19 protein-coding genes and 1 pseudogene are annotated in these 20,370 nt (G+C 61.4%); 8 read left to right on the top strand and 12 right to left on the bottom strand.

Going from position 1 to position 20,370, the window contains the following annotated elements; all coding sequences use genetic code 11:
- Window positions 1-534 precede the first annotated feature (534 nt).
- Window positions 535-1,242 (bottom strand): hypothetical protein, encoded by a 708-nt coding sequence (locus tag VGP39_RS07615; RefSeq protein ID WP_327567495.1) that lies wholly within the window; start codon window positions 1,240-1,242, stop codon window positions 535-537.
- Between the two features lie 291 nt (window positions 1,243-1,533).
- Between VGP39_RS07615 and VGP39_RS07610 the strand changes: the two genes are divergently transcribed.
- The 5 genes from VGP39_RS07610 (at window position 1,534) to VGP39_RS07590 (ending at window position 6,655) form a co-directional block, all read left to right on the top strand.
- A complete protein-coding gene (locus VGP39_RS07610) occupies window positions 1,534-2,919 on the top strand; it encodes a CmpA/NrtA family ABC transporter substrate-binding protein (RefSeq protein ID WP_327567494.1) in 1,386 nt (461 codons plus the stop codon).
- A 142-nt stretch (window positions 2,920-3,061) separates the two neighbouring features.
- Window positions 3,062-3,901 carry a nitrate ABC transporter permease gene (ntrB, locus tag VGP39_RS07605; RefSeq protein WP_327567493.1) on the top strand — a complete coding sequence of 280 codons (840 nt, stop codon included), beginning with the start codon at window positions 3,062-3,064 and terminating at the stop codon, window positions 3,899-3,901.
- 4 nt (window positions 3,902-3,905) lie between these two features.
- Window positions 3,906-4,820 carry an ABC transporter ATP-binding protein gene (locus VGP39_RS07600; RefSeq protein ID WP_327567492.1) on the top strand — a complete coding sequence of 305 codons (915 nt, stop codon included), beginning with the start codon at window positions 3,906-3,908 and terminating at the stop codon, window positions 4,818-4,820.
- A 120-nt stretch (window positions 4,821-4,940) separates the two neighbouring features.
- Entirely contained in the window at window positions 4,941-5,429 is a 489-nt protein-coding gene (gene cynS / locus VGP39_RS07595) for a cyanase (protein WP_327567491.1), read from the top strand.
- A 398-nt stretch (window positions 5,430-5,827) separates the two neighbouring features.
- Window positions 5,828-6,655, top strand: coding sequence for a hypothetical protein (locus VGP39_RS07590; protein WP_327567490.1), 828 nt, complete (start codon window positions 5,828-5,830; stop codon window positions 6,653-6,655).
- Between the two features lie 124 nt (window positions 6,656-6,779).
- Here VGP39_RS07590 and VGP39_RS07585 read toward each other — a convergent pair whose 3' ends face one another.
- From VGP39_RS07585 to VGP39_RS07560, 6 genes are all read right to left on the bottom strand, one after another.
- Complete coding sequence (locus VGP39_RS07585; RefSeq protein WP_327567489.1) at window positions 6,780-9,182, bottom strand: hypothetical protein; 2,403 nt, start codon at window positions 9,180-9,182, stop codon at window positions 6,780-6,782.
- Window positions 9,179-10,132: a hypothetical protein gene (locus VGP39_RS07580; RefSeq protein ID WP_327567488.1), complete on the bottom strand. Its 954-nt coding sequence runs from the start codon at window positions 10,130-10,132 to the stop codon at window positions 9,179-9,181. The genes VGP39_RS07585 and VGP39_RS07580 overlap by 4 nt, the downstream gene beginning before the upstream one ends.
- Entirely contained in the window at window positions 10,129-11,133 is a 1,005-nt protein-coding gene (locus VGP39_RS07575; protein ID WP_327567487.1) for a hypothetical protein, read from the bottom strand. Before VGP39_RS07575 ends, VGP39_RS07580 begins: the two co-directional genes overlap by 4 nt.
- 165 nt (window positions 11,134-11,298) lie before the next feature.
- A complete protein-coding gene (locus VGP39_RS07570) occupies window positions 11,299-11,592 on the bottom strand; it encodes a hypothetical protein (protein WP_327567486.1) in 294 nt (97 codons plus the stop codon).
- A 419-nt stretch (window positions 11,593-12,011) separates the two neighbouring features.
- Entirely contained in the window at window positions 12,012-12,617 is a 606-nt protein-coding gene (locus tag VGP39_RS07565; protein WP_327567485.1) for a hypothetical protein, read from the bottom strand.
- 104 nt (window positions 12,618-12,721) lie between these two features.
- On the bottom strand, window positions 12,722-13,054 hold the full coding sequence (locus tag VGP39_RS07560; protein ID WP_327567484.1) for a type II toxin-antitoxin system VapB family antitoxin: 333 nt from the start codon (window positions 13,052-13,054) through the stop codon (window positions 12,722-12,724).
- Here VGP39_RS07560 and VGP39_RS07555 point away from each other — a divergent pair.
- Window positions 13,053-13,289 carry an antitoxin gene (locus VGP39_RS07555; RefSeq protein WP_327567483.1) on the top strand — a complete coding sequence of 79 codons (237 nt, stop codon included), beginning with the start codon at window positions 13,053-13,055 and terminating at the stop codon, window positions 13,287-13,289. The two genes, VGP39_RS07560 and VGP39_RS07555, sit on opposite strands and share 2 nt — an antisense overlap.
- Window positions 13,286-13,687, top strand: coding sequence for a type II toxin-antitoxin system VapC family toxin (locus VGP39_RS07550; protein ID WP_327567482.1), 402 nt, complete (start codon window positions 13,286-13,288; stop codon window positions 13,685-13,687). Before VGP39_RS07555 ends, VGP39_RS07550 begins: the two co-directional genes overlap by 4 nt.
- Before the next feature lie 314 nt (window positions 13,688-14,001).
- On the opposite strand, the gene VGP39_RS07545 is transcribed toward VGP39_RS07550, so the two are convergent.
- The 5 genes from VGP39_RS07545 to VGP39_RS07525 form a co-directional block, all read right to left on the bottom strand.
- Window positions 14,002-14,370 carry a DUF6339 family protein gene (locus VGP39_RS07545; RefSeq protein ID WP_327567481.1) on the bottom strand — a complete coding sequence of 123 codons (369 nt, stop codon included), beginning with the start codon at window positions 14,368-14,370 and terminating at the stop codon, window positions 14,002-14,004.
- A complete protein-coding gene (locus VGP39_RS07540) occupies window positions 14,330-14,899 on the bottom strand; it encodes a Fic/DOC family protein (RefSeq protein ID WP_327567480.1) in 570 nt (189 codons plus the stop codon). Before VGP39_RS07540 ends, VGP39_RS07545 begins: the two co-directional genes overlap by 41 nt.
- 1 nt (window position 14,900) lies before the next feature.
- Window positions 14,901-17,978: a class I SAM-dependent DNA methyltransferase gene (locus tag VGP39_RS07535; RefSeq protein ID WP_327567479.1), complete on the bottom strand. Its 3,078-nt coding sequence runs from the start codon at window positions 17,976-17,978 to the stop codon at window positions 14,901-14,903.
- Between the two features lie 107 nt (window positions 17,979-18,085).
- Window positions 18,086-19,423 carry a hypothetical protein gene (locus VGP39_RS07530; RefSeq protein ID WP_327567478.1) on the bottom strand — a complete coding sequence of 446 codons (1,338 nt, stop codon included), beginning with the start codon at window positions 19,421-19,423 and terminating at the stop codon, window positions 18,086-18,088.
- Between the two features lie 265 nt (window positions 19,424-19,688).
- Window positions 19,689-20,012, bottom strand: a complete 324-nt coding sequence (locus VGP39_RS07525) for a DUF1476 domain-containing protein (protein ID WP_327567477.1) — start codon at window positions 20,010-20,012, stop codon at window positions 19,689-19,691.
- Between the two features lie 275 nt (window positions 20,013-20,287).
- On the opposite strand from VGP39_RS07525, the pseudogene VGP39_RS07520 reads away from it, so the two are divergent.
- Window positions 20,288-20,370, top strand: a pseudogene (locus VGP39_RS07520) (phosphoribosylaminoimidazolesuccinocarboxamide synthase); the annotation flags it as partial.

Here is a 20,370-nt window from a genome sequence, read left to right as displayed (position 1 = left end):
TGAGGCGCAACAGCCGCTCAGCCACCTCTCCCCGCAGGGGAGAGGTCGACGCGCATCGCCAGATGCGCGGCGGGGGCCTCTCCGCTAGGCCAAGTGCGTGGAGAGACCCCTCACCCGAAGCCTTCGCTGGCGCTCCGGCTTCGACCTCTCCCCTTCGGGGAGAGGTGAGAAGGCGACGTAGCCCGGATAAAGCCTCTTGGCGAAATCCGGGTCTCTCTCTTGCGCAACCCGGATTTCGCCGCTTCATCCGGGCTGCGAGGTTACGTGTTACGCGGTCGCCGTTTCAAGTCACCTCTCCCCGCAGGGGAGAGGTCGACGCGCATCGTCAGATGCGCGGCGGGTGAGGGGCCTCGCCGCGAGTCCCAGTGCGTGGAGAGTCCCCTCACCCGAAGCCTTCGCTGGCGCTCGGCTTCGACCTCTCCCCTTCGGGGAGAGGTGAGAAGGCGACGTAGCCCGGATGAAGCCTCTTGGCGAAATCCGGGTCTCTCTCTTGCGCAACCCGGATTTCGCTGCCGCTTCATCCGGGCTGCGAGGTTACGTGTTACGCGGTCGCGGTTTCCTTCCCCCCCGCCGCGGCTGCCGAAAATCCTCCACCGGCGTGTTGGCGTCGATCACCAGATCCAGCGCCTCTTTCGGCGCGCGGTCGATGTCGACGCCGCCGCGCTGCATTTCCTTCAGCGCCCTGCGGATCGCGTTGTCGCGCTCGGTGATCCATGCGCTGCTGACCGCGGGGCCGGTCCAACAGCCGCCGGAGCCGCGAGGGCCGCGGCGGCGATGGCCGCCGATGGCTTCCAGCCGTGCCATCTTCAGCACCTGCAGCCCCTGCATCAAGGCCTCGACATCGACGCGCGGCGCCGCTTCCAGTTCGCGCACATGACGCTCGGTAAGCGCCAGCAGCCGGCCGGCAAGCTTGCGCAGTTTTAGCCGGCGTCCGGCGCGCCAGTCCGGCACCATGTCCGAGGCGCGCGGCGCGTGCGGCGGGCGCTGCCATGCGAAGTCGCGCGTCCAGCGCGATACGGCGCAGGTGCTGACGTCGGTCTTCGCCGCAATTTCCCTGTAGCTGAGAGCGGTGTTCTCGATCAAATGGCGCACCTTTGCGACTATTAGGTCGCTGTGCGGCATCCGCGAGCCGCGCGGCCGCTGCTCGACGATCGCGGGAGGGCCCTTGGCGGGTTCATCCGGCGTCACCCGGAGGCGGACGAGGCCGGAAGAGAGTTGCGAGCGGATGTAGGGAGTGACCATCCGAAGAATGTAGTCCTATCGGCGGGATAATGCAATAGCAAGTTGCAGGGCGGGCGTAGCTATGCCTTCACGCTGTACCCGATGATTCCTGTGCGCCTGCTGCTCAAAATTCCAGCAGCCTCTGCTGCTTTGTGCGCCCCTGTATACAATCACCGAGCCTGCAAGGCTGCGGGAGAGGCGGCGTCAGCTGCCCAACCATTCGAGTTGCGACATTCTGTCAGTGCCGCGCTGCGTGGCACAGCGATTGCACTTTTTGCAGGCGGCGACAGCACGCCGGCCAAGGAGCAATCGATGTCCACCTTCGACAACCCGTTCGATCCCAACCGCAGGCTTCACGCCGGCGGTTGCAGCTGCGGCCTGCATGTCAGCGAAGCCGAGCATCACGCCGCGGCGCCACTGCAGATTCAGGCGCAGTTCGAGAGCGAGCAGAAGCGCTATGAGGGCGTGGTCGCCTCGACGGTGATGCGCGCGATGTTTCCGCGCGACGCCGCGCGCCGCGCGTTCCTGAAATCGGTGGGGGCTGCGACCGCCGCCGCGGCGCTGTCGCAATTCTTTCCACTCAACACCGCGACCGAAGCGTTTGCGGAAGGCGGGCCGCTGGAGAAGAAGGACCTCAAGATCGGTTTCATCCCGATCACCTGTGCGACGCCGATCATCATGGCGGCGCCGATGGGGTTTTATTCGAAGAACGGACTCAACGTCGAAGTCATCAATACCGCGGGCTGGGCTGTGATCCGCGACAAGACCATCAACAAGGAATACGACGCCGCGCACATGCTCTCGCCGATGCCGCTCGCCATCACCATGGGGGTCGGCTCCAATCCGCTGCCCTACACCATGCCGGCGGTGGAGAACATCAACGGCCAGGCGATCACGCTCGCCGTCAAACACAAGGACAAGCGCGACCCCAGGGATTGGAAGGGTTTCAAGTTCGCGGTGCCGTTCGACTATTCGATGCACAATTACCTGCTGCGCTATTATCTCGCCGAACACGGCCTCGATCCCGACCTCGACGTGCAGATCCGCGCCGTGCCGCCGCCGGAAATGGTCGCCAACCTGCGCGCCGACAATATCGACGGATTTCTGGGCCCCGACCCGATGAACCAGCGCGCGGTCTATGACGGCGTCGGTTTTATTCACATCCTGACGAAAGATATCTGGGAAGGCCATCCGTGCTGCGCCTTCGCGGCATCCAAGGAATTCGTCACCAGCATGCCGAACACCTATGGCGCGTTGCTGAAATCGATCATCGAGGCCACCGCGTTCGCGCACAAGGCGGAGAACCGCAAGCAGATCGCCGAAGCCATCGCGCCGGCGAATTACCTGAACCAGCCGCAGATCGTGCTCGAGCAGATTCTCACCGGCATCTTTGCCGACGGCCTCGGCAATATCGTCACCCAGCCGAACCGCGTCGATTTCGACCCGTTCCCGTGGCAGTCCTTCGCGATCTGGATCATGACCCAGATGAAACGCTGGGGCCAGGTCAAGGGCGACGTGGATTACGCCGGCATCGCCGCGCAGGTCTATCTCGCCACCGACGCGACCAGGCTGATGAAGGAAGCGGGCCTTGCGCCGCCGACCACGACCACGAAGAGCTTTGCGGTAATGGGCAAGACCTTCGATCCGGCAAAGCCGGAAGACTATCTCAACAGTTTCAAGATCAGGAAGGCGTCGTGAGGCGACCTTTCTTCATCTCCCCCTGCAGGGGGGAGGTCGACGACGCGAAGCGTCGGCGGGAGGGAGTGAACGCACCGCCGTCACCCCACCCCGGCTGCTTCGCAGCCGACCCTCCCCCTCCAGGGGAGGGTGGAGACATCGCATGACTTCCTCCCTCCGTTTTCGCGCGGCCATGGTCTCGGTCGTGCTGCTTCTTGCCTTCTTAGGCAGCTGGCACATCGCGACCCGCGGCACCGGCGCGGTCGCCACCATGACGCCGGAATACGCAAAACTGATGGGGCTGACGGCGACGCAGGGCAAATCCGCGATGCCCGGGCCGGTCGATGTCGGCGCAAAACTGTGGGAGCACCTGAGAAGGCCGTTCTATGACAACGGGCCGAACGACAAGGGCCTCGGCATCCAGCTCGGCTATTCCATCGCCCGCGTCGGCTTAGGCTATCTGCTTGCGGTGATCGTCGCGATCCCGCTCGGCTTCCTGATCGGCATGTCGCCGCTGATCAACAAGGCCCTGGATCCTTTCATCCAGATCCTGAAACCGATCTCGCCGCTGGCCTGGATGCCGCTGGCGCTCTACACCATCAAGGATTCCGGGCTGTCGGCGATCTTCGTGATCTTCATCTGCTCGGTGTGGCCGATGCTGCTCAACACCGCGTTCGGCGTGTCGGCCGTGCGCAAGGAATGGATCAACGTCGCGCGCACGCTGGAAGTCGGCACCGTCAGGCGCGCCTTCACCGTGATCCTGCCCGCGGCGGCGCCGACGATTCTGACCGGCATGAGGATTTCGATCGGCATTGCCTGGCTCGTCATCGTCGCGGCCGAAATGCTGGTCGGCGGCACCGGCATCGGTTACTTCGTCTGGAACGAATGGAATAATTTATCGATCACGAATGTGATTATAGCTATCCTGGTGATCGGGGTGGTGGGGATGCTGCTGGACCAGGTGCTGGCGCGGTTTGCGCGCATGGTCACGTTTCCGGAGTGAGGCGGTGACCGGCAAGTTCATTTCCATCGAGGCGATTGCCAAGCGCTATCCCGGCGCCGATGGCGGCGGGATCGCGGTGTTCGAGAATCTGTGGCTGGCGATGGCGCGCGGCGAGTTCGCCTGCGTGATCGGGCATTCCGGCTGCGGCAAGACCACGGTGCTCAACATCCTGGCCGGGCTCGATGCGCCCAGCGAAGGCGCCGTCATCGTCGACGGCGAGGCCATCGAAGGCACCAGCCTCGACCGCGCGGTGATCTTCCAGAGCCACGCGCTGCTGCCGTGGCGCACGGTGCTCGGCAACGTGTCCTACGCGGTGACCTCGAAATGGCGCAGCTGGGACCGCGCAAAAGTCAAGGCGCATGCGCAGAAATTCATCGATCTGGTCGGCCTCACCGGCGCCGAGCACAAGCGGCCGTCGGAACTGTCGGGCGGCATGAAGCAGCGCGTCGGCATCGCGCGTGCGCTCAGCATCACGCCAAAGATCATGCTGATGGACGAGCCGTTCTCGGCGCTCGACGCGCTGACGCGCGGCACGCTGCAGGACGAGGTCCGCCGCATTTGCCTTACCACCGGGCAGACCGCGTTCATGATCACCCACGACGTCGACGAAGCGATTTATCTTGCCGACAAAATTTTCCTGATGACCAACGGCCCCGGCGCGGTGCTGGCGGAGATCGTGGAAAATCCGCTGCCCAAGCACCGCGGCCGCATCGACCTGCATCGCCACCCGCATTATTACGCGTTGCGCAACCACATCATCGATTTCCTGGTGATGCGCAGCAGGACGTTCACCAGCACGGTTACCGATCACGACCCGCGCAACGTGCCGGCGGTGCGGATCGGATTGACTGAGCCCATCATCGTCGCGTCGTCGAATCCGGCGCGCGAGGACTTCAACCAGGCGTCATGGCCGGGCTAAAGCGCGAAGCGCGTCTTCACGCAGATGTCCCGGCCATCCACGTCTTGAGCGCAACAGAAAGACGTGGATGCGCGGGTCAAGCCCGCGCATGACGGAGAATTTGTAACAGGAGACGCAACCATGAAACGATCCGACCTCACCGAAAAGCTGCTCGACATCAAGCGCGAGAAGGCGTGGAGCTGGAAGCACATCTGCGACAACATCGGCGGCTATTCGGAGGTGCTGATCGTAGGCGCCATCCTCGGCCAGATGAAGCTGACAAAACCGCAGGCCGCCAACGCCGGCGAACTGTTCGGCCTCACGCCATCCGAAACCGCGATGCTGGGCGAGGTGCCGATGCGCGGGCAGGGCACCCCGATGCCGCCGACCGATCCGCTGATCTATCGCTTCTACGAGATGGTGATGGTCAACGGTCCGGCCTGGAAGGCGCTGATCGAGGAGGAATTCGGCGACGGCATCATGTCGGCGATCGATTTCGACATGGCCATCGAGCGCGTCGCCAGCCCGAAGGGCGACCGCGTCAAGATCACGATGAGCGGCAAATTCCTGCCCTACAAATATTACGGCGCCAGCGGCAACGTCCCGGAATACGGCTTCAAGGAGGGGTGATGCCACAGGTTTGTCGCCCGCGCCACCAGGTCCGGCCCTAGCCGGGCCGATGATAGGCTCTGGCGACAACGAATTGAGATTTTCGCCGGGGCGCCGCTTCAGCCGAACGAAGTGAGCAACCGGCCCGCCAAAGCCTCTTGTCCACCGAAGTTCGACGAGGCGCGGGTGGCGTAGCGGAAGCACCTGTAGCCATGCAGTCGACGAACGATGGTGCAAGAAAGAATGCCAAGCATAGCGTTGCTTTCTCCAGAGGAGCTCGGTGCCGTCGATCCACATCTGACATGGAATGACAGCAGCTTCCGATTTCGAACCCCCGTGCGCTTGCGCGTGTGTGCAATTTCAGCGATGCTTAACCCGCTCATTGCGCGCGGAGTTGGAGCGCATCGGGAGATGCTGTTATGTCGACGTCATCGCTTCTAAAACGCTTCACGTGGTCGCTGAGCCTTGTCATTATGCTGAGCGGATTCGTTGTAATCGCCCTTGCTCACGGATTGACCGCCGAGGGTCACTGGACCAGACTTTTTGTGACCGAGGTCGGCATCGCCGGCGCATCCGCCGGTATTGTTGGCTTTGTCTATGAGCATTTGCTTCGTCGTGAGCTCCTGGACCAGGTCAAGGCCGAGCTCGCGGAAGTCGTTGATACCGATGCCAAGCGTCTCGGGATAGTCGAGATTTATGAAAGCCGCGCCAGGAAGACTGAGCGTGTAAGGCTGCCGTTCCTGATCCGCGACGCACGCACCGAGATAATGTTCGTGGGTTTGGGACTCTACACGATCATCAACGAATACCGTACCTATCTGGAGGAGGCCATTGCACGGGGCTGTGCAGTCCAATTCCTCATCTTCAACCTTCCCGGCCCTTCCGCCCAACTGCTGAACGACAGTCTAAGTGCCGGCGACCTGGTTGATAATCTGACGGGAGCGTACAACACCGTCCTGGCTTTTACCGCCAAGCATCGTTCAAGCGGCAAGGTCGCGCTTCGTTTGTTCGATGTTGTTCCGACGTTCGGTAGCATTGCGGTCGATCGCGGCGAAGGGCACGGATTTCTTTTGATCGAACTTAACTGCTATTCGTCGGCCGGGGATCAATGCCCAGGCTTCAGATTGGAGAAAAAGCCAAACGGTTTGTTCTACAACTACGACCGGCAAATTACCGCACTTTGGCAGAATGCGACTGTTTTTGACCCCGAGGCCGCTGCAGGCAGCGCACCCGATCAAAAGACGTAAAGAGGGTGCAGCCACCTTATCGACCGCCGAACGATTTGTCGCATCTGCCGTAATATTCACCTGCGAGACCAACCAACCGCTCGCCCGTTCTTTCAACCATCGTTTTTTCTTCGTGCCTTCCCGCTCAAGCAGCCGTTACGCCTGCTCTTAGTCGATCAAGCTGAGCTTCGCATTCCAGGCGCTCGATGAAATTTAGCGGGTCACGCGCTCTTTTGCTGGCCTCAAGGGAATTCTGCAGCAGGGAGATGGCGTGTCGCGTTGCATGTTCCCGCACGTCCCCCGCCGCTTCGGCTGCCGCCAGCAGCGCCTGGTTCAAAATCGCCACCTTGTTCTCCGAGCCGTATTGTTTGACGTCATCGTCAATGACCTGGTTCAGTTGCGCCAAATCATCAGCTCGATCCGATCCGGCGTCGGGCAAGCTCAACGTGCCTGATACGTCGTCCCGAAAAACCCAGGCGCTGGCGATATTCGAGTAGACCTGCAGTTTAAGCTCATGTGAGAACACCTTCAGCTTTTCCGATTTGAGATAGGGTTCATGATCCTCGATCCAATCGCGTTCCACCGCTCTGAGGTCTGCGATCGCCAGCCCGAATTCCACTTTCATTTCACCCTCAGCCAGAATGGCGCCTATTTTTGGGTCCGAAAAGAACTCATTACCGCGGGAGGTCGCCAGATATTTCCGGGCGTAGTAGCTATGCTGAAGGGCAAACAGGCGATGCGCGGCTCGCTCCGACAGCGCCCGTGCATACCGGGCAATGCCGATTTGGGTGTGCCGGTTCGTTCTTTCTAATGCCTTGCCCAGCAAATCGATGCCAACCCGATAGTCGCGCGCCGATGCCATGGTAAATCGGCCCGTCACCGCGTGACAATACAGCGCTTCGTCCAGGATCGGTGACAAAGGATTGTCACGCTCGTAAGAACGAACCGCGAGTCCGGAATGCGCGCGCCCCTGCGGCCAAAGTTCGACCGCCGTCAACAGCCAGGCGTGGAACAGATGCTTGAACCCGATCTCCGCGTTCTCCGGATAATCCGAAAGCGGGTAGTCCGGAATCTCGCCGCGCGCCACCCTCCCCAAATATTGGTCATGCGACTCGTTGCCGATGAAGGGGCTGAAATCGATATCGATCAGCATCATGGGTGCGCGGGGACGAAGCTTGGCCTTGCTCTTGGTGGCGTGACTTCGGGCAGCCTGGCGGGCGCTTATCAAACTGCCTTGAAACGTCATTTGCGCGTGCAACTGGCGCAGATCCGTAAATATATTAAGCAGGCCTCCCAATACGTCACCAACAACTTCACGGTCGGTCAGCGCCTCGGCGAGCGCATCGAAATATGCGCCATATCGCGGCCTTATAAGCGGCAAGGCGAGACTGGCGGCAATCGCCGCGGAATCAGACCAGTGTTGCTTCAGGCCCTCGATTTTCTTGGAAACTTCGTCTTCCGTGATTCGCCTGAGCTGCGGGTGATGCGTTCCCTGCAGCGCGGAATTCCCTTTGTCGGCTTCAAGAAGCAGCTCATCAAGAGCGAGCCTTATTTTCTCGAATATATCTTTGCGGTCCTGAAATCTTGCGGCGTCCGGCTCGGCTATCGCCGACAGGTTCAGCAACGGCGTAAACTCGCGGACATGGCGGGTAAAGTCGCGAAGGCCGGCTCCCGCCGGAGACTTGACGAATTCGTCTACGGCCTGCCTGATTGCGCGATCTGCCGTAATCAGCAGATAGCGGGTGTCTTCCGATTGCTCCGGAGTGCTGCGGCTGAGCAGTTCGAGCGTGGCCAAGGTTGAAGCGTCATTGTAAAGCTTGATCATCGAGGCGGGATTTCCGCCGCCGTCATGAAGCCTGCCCTTTGTGGCTTTCGGTGTCGAAGTCTTCTCTGTCCTGAAGGGCAGTAACCGCTTGTACCACTCCAGTATGTGGTTGGGGTCGGGATCGAATGCGAGCTCGAACCATTCCGCGCTGTCGATGCGGCGAACGATCTGCGGCTGCTGGAACAGGCGCTTGAATTGAACCCCTGCGGCCCACTCGCCCTCCTCCTGCACCAGCCGCGTAATCTCGGGCGGCAGTTTGCTTGTAAGCGCCTCCACCTTGGTTTCCGGAGTCGCCGACGTGTCTCTCAGTATCGTCGTCAATTGCTGAACATCGAATGACTCCGCGACGATGGGCCCGGTCGCAGCAATGCTTTTCGCGACGTCGTTCTGAATCTTCTCGGAATTGTAGATGACTTCCTCGAAGTGCGGCTTCGACATGTAGATGGGGCCAGATTGACCGGGCAGGTTACCGGAGAAGACAAATTCAGCCATCAAGGTGGAATTCGTCACCAGTACCGGCCCTTCCAGCCAGCGTTGAAATGGGCGTAGAAGATGAATGTGTTTGCTCGGTTTGATGAACAGCAGCACGATGTTTGCGTCGACGATGTAAACGGTACGGCCGCCGCCGTCTGCGAATGTGCTGTCGTCACGATTACTGTTCATGGCGGCGCGAAGATGCTTCGCATCGTCCAGATACGCTTCAGCTGCTCCCAATCCCGTCAATTTGATTGTCCTTGCGCGGCGGGACGCGCCGTAGGCCAGCCGGGAATATGCTTGGCCCGTTCAAACAGCACACGCTCCGCCTCGGCATGCCCTCCAAAGCTGTCGCCAATCGTTTTGAACAGCTTCAAACGAACACTGTCGTCAGCCTCCATCGGAGAGGTCAATTCGGCTCTTGTGGAACCGACTGCGATGCCGAGAACCAAACCTCCATGCTTTAGCCGCATGATGGGGTCAGGTTCGGCGGTGAGGTCTTCGAAAAGAAACCAGGGCACCCCCGATTCTTGCATCGCCATATATTGTGGCGCGATATGTGCAGCCCCCACAGCGCAGGCTAGCGCGCGCAGACGTCGTCGATAGCCTGAAGGGGAGGCTTCGCGATCCGCGGACAAATCGCTTTCGAAAGCCTTCATGAACTCCAGCCAACGACGGGCATCGCGCCGCGCGATGTACTGTCCGTAGCTCCAGGCGAATTCGTGACGCCAGTGGCGTGAAGCGCGGAAATCCTCGATAAATTCCTCGATTTCCGGCGTCTTCGCATACCCGAGAACTGCGCGAAGCACGGACCTGACGCATTCGAGCCAGACCGGCTCCTCAACTTCCGGAAACGAAAGCAGGTGGCGCGCTTGGTCGGTAAGACCTCCCGGAGGACGCAGCCCGGCCGCCAACCGCCAGGCAAGATCGCAATAGCGCGCCGATCGCTCCGGCGTCAGGGCGGAGAGCAAGTCCCGCAAGGCGGCGTGGATCGCGCCGCGGATGCGCCCTGGGGCGAGCTTTACGGCTTGATGAAGCTGCCCAAGTGGCTCCTGCGTGGGGACTATGAAAAGGGGATGAAAGGGCAGCCCGTCCTCCGAAGGGTCCGCCAGCTCAAAAAAACCGCTGCTCAGCCACTCCAGATAGTCCTGGCGGCTCCAGGACTGGGCGGCGTCGATCAACTCTCGCATGCCGATCATGGAATCCGGGCCCCGAGCCCAGTCACCACGTCATCAAAGCTTCGCGCTGTGGAGGCGCTGCTCAGCAGAGCCCGCAGTACCAGTTCTTCGTCGTATCTGTCCGCGGTCCTGACGGTAGCTGGCGGGGTGATCCTGCCGATGTAATGGCACTTGAACTGCCCGCTGAACTTCGGGCCGGGCGTCACCGCTTCCCAACCGCCGTCGAACGGACCAGCCGGCGTTTGCAGGCTGTCGAGATTTAGCGCTCGACCGGCATCGTCGTCGTAAGAACCCGCGCCGCGCAGATGCTTGAACCACAGATTGTCGATTCCATCGAACACTGTCGGGCGCGCCAACTCGGTCCCGCAGACGTCCTTGGCGGTGGAAATAAATCCAAACAAGTGTTCACCGAAATTCACATGGCCCAGCCCGAGCCAATTTCTTAACTCATACGCATAGGCATCGCCATTTATTTCAGGCAGCGCTCCGAAGCGGCCTGTCAAGTTGGCCAGATCGGTGAACCAAACGAGCCGTTTTCGACCGCCGGGCGTGCCGAGTGCGAGAAAAAATTCCTCGGTCTGACTGCAAACCCGGTTGATCGACTTGGCCAATTGCCGGCATTCGTCGGCGGATACGTCCGCAGAGGGATCGCTGGTGTTGTAGTTATCCGCGAGCAAAGCTCCGTCGTCGGCCAAGCTTTCCTTCAGGTCCTTATGCGATTCGATAAGCATGGCCAGGCTGTTGAGCCCTCTGAAGGTGGCAAGCTGTGTTCCGCTGGGTTTGGAAAGGCTGGCCAGACGTTGATAACGGTCAATGTCAGCAAAGACGATGTTCATCATCTTCAGCCGAAGCAAGTTGTGAAAATGCGCCGATTTCCGGTCGCCGGATGTCGTCGAGATCTCGTGCAGGTATTTTGCTACCAGATCAAGATCAAGAGTCGAATCCGTCACGCCATCCGAGAGATTGATCAGAACTGCCCGAAACCCTTCGATTTCTTTCAGTTCGCTTACTTCGATGGGCATTGCGATCGCTGCCGACTACCGGAAACAACCATAAAGACAACACGTTTCGCGTGTGCCTGTCAAACAATCTACGCAAAATGGCAACCAGATGCTGTGCGCGGGCTTGGAATTGTCCGAGCGCAAACAGCGCGCGGGCGCCGCGCCGGTCGAAACTTTGTTGGAACCTTATTGGTACGGGCAGACGAGACGTATATCGCCGCGTTCCCAGCAAAAACTGGAACCTACGATCGAAGCCGTAAGGCCGTCGGCTCCTCCTGCGATCTGCTCCCTTCGCACCGGAGTGTCAGGCGTGGTAATCAGCCGATGTTTGTATAGCAACTTCGTGAAGGAAGGATCGGTGATGGATGCCTCGCCAAAGCCGAGCGCCACCCCGGCCAGGGATTCTACCGCGTAGACCCCGGGCCATTCTCGTGCCGCCGACACCAGACGGCTGAATATCTCGTCAACGACAGCCTTCATGGCCGCCCGCCCGTCACGCAACGTTACTGCCGATTCTGGGTCGGAATTGGTTGAATCGGACCGCGATGCTTGCTGTTCCGCCAAGGGAGACGCCGTACAACTTAAAATCACCGGACCACCACAGACAGGTTTCCTCAATCTATGACAGATCCCCAAGTAATCATGCGTGAATTAACAATCCATGAATAGGATAAAAGTCCCCCTGGTGTGCGGAGCTGCGTTCAAGCATTTCAGCATCGGTGTTTTTGAGTAAGTTCGATCACCACCTTCGGCTGCCATGGCTCGTTGAACAATGCGAATTTCCCGGCGAAGTTGATCGCCTCGTAGTTCATGCGGCTCTCCGTCGGTGATGGTCAAGGCATGGCTTCACAACCTATTCCGGTTATCCGCGCCGCCATGTCCGCGGCCATTGGCGCGCGTCAGCGGCGGCCGAACGGAGCAGCGCCGGGCAGCACAAGCGAATTGAGTTCGCCATCGATGCGCGCCGGCGCTTGCGTGTAGCCGAACCCGAGTGACAGGCTGACATTCGGTGCGGGTGAGAATTCGACGCCGGCATGCGCGCGATAGCCGGGCAGCGTGCCGGGCGCGGTGTCGAAGGGAGCGAACGGGCTGCCAATGCCGGGTGTGTATTTCAGCGTGTCGAAACCGGCATAGACCGTGAGGGGCAAGCCGTTCTGGAAGTTGTAGCCGACCTGCACGCCTTCGGTCGTAAGCAAGCCGCCGAACGCGCCGGCCTGGTTGACGCCGTTCATGGGCAACCCCATGCCGCCGGCCCCGCCGCCGACAAACCAGCCGTTCGGAAAATGAGTGCGCATGGTGGAAAAGCCGCCTCGCGCGTCGCTGCCGTCGAAGCCTGCGAAGCTGCCGTAACTATTCGAGCCCTGGCCGACGGTCAGGTTGCTATAAAAGCCGATCGGCCAGCTTGAATAGGTTACAGCCGCGGTCTGGGCGCAGGCCGTTCGCCCCGCAAGACAGAGCGCCGCCAGCACCAATGCGAGACCTGATCGATACACGAAAACCGACATCCGAAACCGCCGCCAAATCTAGAGAAAATATACGCCCCGGAGTTCAGGAATGCCAGCGCGCCGCGGCGGCGCCAGCGACCAGACGCTGGTGTCCACCAGCAGGCTCACGCGCGCCGGCGCTCCGCTTTGTAGTCGTAAGCCTCGTCCCATTCGAGCTTGCCGATCAGCTCCAGCAGACGCTTCTGCCGCCGGCGTGCGATGAATTCCTGCAAGGCCTTGGTCACGGCGGCCTTCTTGGTGCGTTCGCCGCTCACTTCCAGTGCGCGTCGGGCAGGTCGGGGTCGATGGAGAGATTTGCTGCCATCTGTGAGCCTCCACACATAGGATGATGCATCGGCGGGGGCGGGTTCAATGAAGCTGACGATGACCGACAGCGCGGCCTTGCGCAGCCGTTCACGTTGGCATATGTTCGTGCCATATGCCAAGAGGCGGTGCATGTCCGATTCCAGACCGGTCCGATTGTTTCGCAACGGCCGCAACCAGGCGGTCCGCATCCCCGTGGAATTCGAACTGCCGGGCGATGAGGCCATCATGCACCGCGACGGCGATCGTCTGGTGATCGAGCCCGTGCGCAAGCGCGGCCTGATCGCCCTGCTGAAGTCGATGACGCCGCTCGACGAGGAATTTCCGAAAGTAGACGATCCCGTCCCGGCGCCGGAGCGCGCGCTGTGACGCGCTATTTGCTGGACACCAACATCCTGTCCGAGCTGATCCGAAACCCGCAAGGCAAGGCCGCGCGCCGGATCGCGAAAGCCGGCGAAGACAACATCTGCACCAGCATCGTCGTCGCGGCCGAGTTGCGCTACGGCTGCGAAAAGAGCGGCTCGACAAAACTGCGCAAGGCGGTCGAGGATCTGCTGGGTGAAATCGCCGTGCTGCCCTTCGAGGCGCCGGCCGACGCCGACTACGGCGCGATCCGCGCGCAGTTGGAAGCGGCCGGCACCCCGATCGGCGGCAACGACCTGCTGATCGCCGCCCACGCCCGCGCGCTGGACGCGACCATCGTCACGGCCAACGTGCAGGAATTCAGGCGGGTCGGGGGTGTGAGGGTGGAGAATTGGGTGGGGTGAGGAGCTGCGCAACTACAGGCTCGAGGGTTTTTCGGGGAGCGGCTGATGCTGCTCAACGCGCTGGACCAGGACCTCGAAATCGTCATCCGCGCAAAACCGCGCTCGCGCGCGGCGGCGCGGATCAGCGTGGTGGCAGGGTGAGGGGCGGTGAGCGGGGGGAGGGCGGCGACGGCGAGGGCATCGTGCTGGAGAAAGGATTTCGACATCGCGATGGAGTGCGTCGCCAACCCAAGGGCGATCGCGTCAAGATCGCGATGAGCGGCATGGATTCGGTAGGGGCGTTTACGCGCGCCGGATTCGGTCAGAACATTCCTTTATAAATTGGTCACCATGGTGCGAGGCATGACTTCAAATAGCTCACCGCCGCCGAACTTATTGACCGTTCGCATGAAGGTCCTGAATCCGTCCTCGGTTTCGGCAATCCGGCGATCTGAAATCATAGCCCGAAGGACTGCAGAAGCAACGACCGGCCGGCTACTTGTTCCGGGACGCTCGAGCAAATTGCTGCGAATGTCCGCCTTGCTCAGCAGGTAGCCCGCATGAGCGCAGCGATTATGCGGGAAGATGCCGGCCCGGATGTCGCTGCGCTGATCCGGGCTACGCTCGCTGTGGCGGCGACCGGGCGCATATAAACCAGATCCGTCAAATAAGTTGTCGAATGAGGCGAGCCAACGGTTCCTCATCTCCGCTGAAGCTCGCGATCATCGCTTGCAGCATTGCGGGCGCGTCGAGGCGGCCGAATTCCATGCTGTGACCCGCCGCCGTTGCGATCAGCTTCAGAAACGTGAGTTGGGTCCGTCCGTTTCCTTCCCGGAAAGGATGGATCGCATTCAATTCGGCGAGAAAGTGTGCCGCCGCACGAGCAAATCCATCGGAGTCGAGCTCAGTGAATTGTTTGGCCGCGGCAAGGTCTCTGAACAGCTTCGCTAGCTGCGCGGCAATGTTCTCCGGATAGCAGAACATGCTGCCGCCCTTCGATGTCCGCACGGTGCGCAGCTCGCCGGCCCAATCGTAGACATCCTGATAGAGGTGCCGATGGAGCGCGCAGTAATGCCGTTGATCGAGATTGCCGGCCGGCAGGGGCTCTTCGGCACGTTGCGACGAGATCGCGTGTTCGAATTCCGTCAATTGGTCCTGCGACTGAAGACCCAGACGGTTTTTCAGGACTGACGTGCCCTCGTAGCAGTAGGGATCGTCCGTCGCATCGTACATCTCACTTGGCGGTGTGTTTGAAGCGATCGATGATCGCCTGACGCCGTTCTTCAGCAGACAGTCCGCGGCGGTCGAAATCCGCAAAAGCCTGCTGCATCGGTTTGCTCAGCCGGAGCCCTTCGACTTCGCTGATCTTGGCGAACTCCGCGCGGGTGAGGCGGGGCGCCGTTGCCTGCCCAGGCGTGTCCGCGTCTCCATCGTCACTATCGTCGCGCGCCGCTGCCGCCCCCGCGCTGGCGCGTGAAAGGTTAAGCTCAAGCAGCTTCGCCAGCGCGTCCTCCTCGGAGATGTCGGCAGGCCAGCCGTAGGCCGCGGCGACGGCGGCATCGAGATCGCGATGCGCGTCGGCAAGCCACTGCGGGCGCTGGTTGTAGAGGTTGGTCAGCGTGCGCTTCTTGAGGATCGCGGCGGCTTCCTCGGTCTTGGGCAGGATGCGGTCGGGATAGCCGGGGACAACCTCGGGCACGATGTCGACGAGATCAGGCGGATTGAGCCAGGCATTGCGCAATTCATCGAGGCGTTTCGCTGCGATGGCGATGGCGATAGCGTGGGGATTGTCGGCGTAGGCCGAGGCCGGGATGTTCGGCGTCAAGCCTTCCGGGAAGGGGAAAGTTTCGAAACAGGATACTGCATTGTATGTTGGATCATTGCCAACACCATGCCAAGAGCAGGTGCGCAAACTCCATGCCTCATGGAATTTGGACAGCAAGACTCCCAGCGAAGTGTCATCCTCTCGGGCAATAACAACGAGCCTGGTATCTGGCACGACCGCCCTGCTGAGCAAGACAAATAAGCGATGCTTAGCGACCCGGGGAGTTACCAAAAAACGCTTGAGTGACTTTAGCGCGGTCCTCATGCCCGGCCGCGCTTCGGCATGCCTCCACCAATAACGACGGTGTCCTTCGCGACGAACCTCCATTCGTAGAGGTTTAACTCTTTCCCGCACGTATTCGAACGGCAACTCGTAGAATGATGAGTCCGACTCGCTCAAGCTGACTCCGAAATCGACTATCCAAGTGTCAGAACTGCGTCGAACGATATCCATGCCATTTGCCCAGGGACGAACTACCTCACTATTATTTCTGCCATTTGCATTTAGCGGCGCTCGAAGCCACTCCCGAGCGATCTGCCCGTCAATCTCGAAGGGGCCACCCTTTTGCGTTCCGATGAATCCAATGTTCGCATTTTCTGGCAGAACGAGAGCTTTAGTAAGATCGACAGCAGCGGACGAAAGGTCAGCGTTAATGGTTGGAACCAATCCACCATCAAGCTGTATTGTCTCGTTCTGACTTGTAGAAAAGCACACAATCGAAACTCGAACGGCCGCGCCTTCAACAATCCAAGGCTCATCGCTCCAAGCCTCAAAAATGATCGCATCGACTTTGATGTGCTCAAGAATGTTTCGATTTGCGCCCGCACGAATTGAGTTAGTCGCGACAAAGCCAACTCTGTTGCATTGCCTGGCAACTAGCTTGGCTCGAGCCTTTTCGAACCAATACATAACTAGGTCCGCACCGCCTCTAACTCTCTCACTGAAAAGGCTACGAAGTCCATCAACGTATCGCTCGCCTAAACCAGCGATCATGACTTTGTCGCCCAAAAACGGCGGATTGCCGACAATAAACTCCGCGTCCGGCCACTGCGCTTCCTCGTAGCTCCCGTCTTCCATCTTCGTCACCAGCGCGTCGCGGCACTCGATCGCATTCAAATCCTCCAGCACCGGCTCCTTGCGCGCCTCGAAGCCGTTCCGGCGCAGCCACTGGATGTTTCCGATCCAAATTGCGGTGCGGGCCAACTCAGCGGCATAGGGATTTATTTCGATGCCCTTCACGTTATGCGGGCCGCAATGGACTACGCGACGCGCCAGCCCCATCGCCTCGGCCTCGACGATGGCGCGATACTCCAGGTCCTTGAGCGATTGCAGCGCGAGATAGAGAAAATTGCCGGAGCCGCAGGCGGGATCGAGGATGCGCACGTCGTCGAGTCGCCTGACGAAGGTGTCGAGCCGCGCTTCGGCGCGGTCCAGCACCGCCTTGCCCGGCTTGCCGCGGCTGCGCGACAGGACGTCGGCGATCTCTCCCTTGGCCGCCTCCCACTCCGCCGTCAGCGGCCGCACGATCACCGGATTGACGATCATCATGATCTTTTCCGGATCGGTGTAATGCGCGCCGATCTGCGCGCGCTTGTCGGGATCGAGGAAGCGTTCAAACAGCGTGCCGAAGATCGAGGGATCGATCGCCGACCAGTCCAGCCTGGCGATATTGCGCAGGATATCGAGCGAGTCGGCGTCGAGCGGCAGCGCCGTGTCGTCGTCGAACAGGCCGCCGTTGAAATGCAGGATGTGTTCGAGGCCGTAGTTGCCGCCGCGGCGCATCTCGCGGAACAGGTCTGTGAACATCCGCTGCGACTGCTCGGCAACCCTGTCGCGGCGCTTGGCGAGGTTGTCGAGCATGCGCTTGAACAAATCGTTTTCAAGCAGGTTCACATCCTCGGCGAACAGGCAGAACACCAGTCGGTTGAGGAAATGCGCGACCTTTTCAGGTGCATGGCCCGACATGCGCAAACGTTCGGCGATGGTGGTGAACTCTTTCGCCGCGTCCTTGGTGACCTGCTCGCGCGTCTTGTCCGGCTTCAGCCGGTCGGGATGGTTGAAGACGTTTTTGAGAAGCTCGCGCGTGCCGCTACGCGCGAGATCCTCCAGCACGAATTCATGCCTGGTCTGAACCGTGTTGGTCCAATTGGTGTAGATGCGGAAGCGCTTGGTGTCGGAGACCACCAGAAGGGGCGGATTCTCCAGCGCCACCGAATAGAGCTGAAGCTGCTGGTAGGCGCGATCGAGGTTGGCGCGGTCCTTCTTGTACTCCCAGCCGAAATGCCCGCGCTTCCAGACGTCGGCGAAGCCGGGCGAGCCGTCGATTTTCGAGGCGCCCTTTTCGAAGCTGTACGCGCCGGGATCGGCGGCCTCGTTCGGCGTCGGCTCGCCGAGAACCCGGCAAAGATCGATAAAATGCTCCTGCGCCGCCTGCCGCTCGGTGCGGTCGGCGCGAGCCCATTTGTCGATGAATTGGTGTACGTCCATAAAGTCAGAACTAGCATGCCCAGCCGGATTTGGGCCAGTTTCCTGAGATCAACTCAATCACGTTGCGTCAGCTCTATATTTTTGGCCCACGCGCGCCGCCGTCCCCCTCACTCCTTCTCCCGCAGCCAGGCATGATCCCGGTTGCGCCAAGACCGGCTTCCCCTCTTCCGCAGCGCCGGACCATCCTCCACTGGCGTGTTCGCCTCGATCAGCATCTCCACCGCTTCTTGCGGCGCGCGGTCGAGGTCGACGCCGCCGCGGCGCATTTCTTTCAGCACGGCGTGGATCGCGTTGTCGCGCGCAAGTTTCCACCCGCCGCTGCCCGGCGGGTCGGGCCAGCGGTGGCCGCAGCCGCGGCGGCCCATCGCCTGCAGCCGCGCCATCTTCAGAAGCTGCAGCGCCTGCATCAACCTCTCGACATCGACGCGCGGCGCTGCTTCCAGCTCGCGCACATGGCGATGGGCGAGCGCCTCGAGCCGGATGGCGAGCCTGCGCTGCTTCAATCTCGGGCTGGCGCGCCAGTCCGGCGCCGTGTCGAGGGCGCGCGGCGCGGTCGGCGGGCGCTGCCATCCGCCATCCCGCGCCCACAGCGAGATGCTGCCGCGGTTGACGCCGGTCTTCGCCTCGATCTGCTTGTAGCTCAGATCGGTGTGCTCGATCAGGTGGCGCACCTTGGCGACCACCATATCGCTGTGCGGGCGCCGCGACCCGCGCGGCCGCTGCTCCGTGATCGCCGGCGGGCCCTCGGCGGGCTCGTCGGGCGCCACGCGGAGCCGGTAGACCGAGGGCGAGACGAGGGGGACCAATTTGTGGAGGGGCTTGCCGCGACGACCTTCCGAAAGCGCCGATGGCTGCGCCGACGTGGATCGCGCGGGCAGATTCGGGCGCATTTCGATCAGCGCGGCGCGGATCGCGTCGTCGCGCGCGGCCGTCCACGCGCCGGTGACCGCCGGGCCGACCCGGAAGCCGCCGCGGCCACGGTGGCCCATCGCTTCCAGCCGGACCATGTTCACGACCTGCAGCGCCTGCATCAGCGCTTCGACATCGACATCTGGCGCTGCTTCCAGCTCGCGCGCGTAGCGCTCGGCAAGCGCCTCGAGCCGGGCGGCGAGCTTGCGCAGTTTCAAGCGGCGGCCGGCGCGCCAGTCCGGCACCATCTCGGTGGCGCGCGGCGCGTGCGCCGGGCGCTGCCATGCGCCGTCGCGCTTCCAGTGCGTGATGATGCCGGGGGTGACGCCAGTCTGCGCCGCGATTTCCGTATAGGTCAGATCGGTGTGCTCGAACAACTGGCGCACCTTGGCGACAGTTACGTCGGTGTGCGGGCGGCGCGAGCCGCGCGGGCGCTGCTCGACGATCGCGGGCGGGCCTTCGGCGGGCTCGTCCGGCGTGACGCGGAGGCGGACGAGGCCGTGGGAGAGTTGCGAGCGGATGTAGGGAGTGGGCATGGGGGAGATTATATGCCCATCGCGGCGGGCACTCAAGCGGAAAAGGAGGTAAGTCCTAACCGCGAGTCGTCCAGGCGAACCGCTCGGGCGAGCTTGTGCACCGTGCCCCGGACGCGGTGCAGCACGCCGCCTTTTCGCGGCGTGGTGCGCCGCAGAGCCGGGGCCGTAACGAACGCCGGCGCTTGGAACGGTCCCGCTCTGCGCAGCGCATGAAGAATGCCGTGAGCCGCGTCCGGGACACGCGGTGCGAGTGCGGCGGCCCTCCTTACGTGCCCGCCTTTATCTGCGCGACGGCCTGCGCCAGCAATTCGTCCATCTTGGCCCGCAGCTCCGGCTCGGTGACAGCTATACCCTTGCCGGCAAGGTCCCGCGTCACCTTGTGCACCACGTCATTGTCGCCGGGCTGCTCGAAATCGGCGGCGACCACTTCCTTGGCGTAGGCGGTGGCGGCCTCGCCTGACATCCCCAGCTTTTCGGCGGCCCATAATCCGAGCAGCCGGTTGCGGCGCGCCATGGCCTTGAACTTCTGCTCCTCGTCCATCGCGAACTTCTTCTCGAAACCTTCCTCGCGCTTGTCAAAATTGCTCATGTCAGGGGTTCCGATCTTTATGCCGAAGCCGTGAGGGCCGCGGCGTTGTGGTGGCGGGTTCGCGAGCCTAGATATCTGGGCAATAAGGCTAAAACAACAGCGCAGAGGTCGCAGCCAAGAGGGGTAAAACTTGGGCCCGGACGGCCAGATCGATTGTGCTGGATGGACCAATCAGCTAGGTTGCGGACAGGCCCGGTTCCTGTTCTGTTTCCCCTTACCGGCCTTCGCGGCAGCTCCGCCGGGAACGAATCTGTCATAAGGAGCACACCAATTTCATGGATTTCAACAACACACGGTACATCCCAATGAGCCGTCGACGCCGCATTTATGAAGGCAAGGCAAAAGTCCTGTATGAAGG

Origin of the sequence: Bradyrhizobium sp., assembly GCF_036009065.1 — a bacterium.
GTDB lineage: Bacteria > Pseudomonadota > Alphaproteobacteria > Rhizobiales > Xanthobacteraceae > Bradyrhizobium.
The sequence above is the reverse complement of the archived record's forward strand: the minus strand, read 5'-3'. Positions and strand labels throughout refer to the sequence as shown.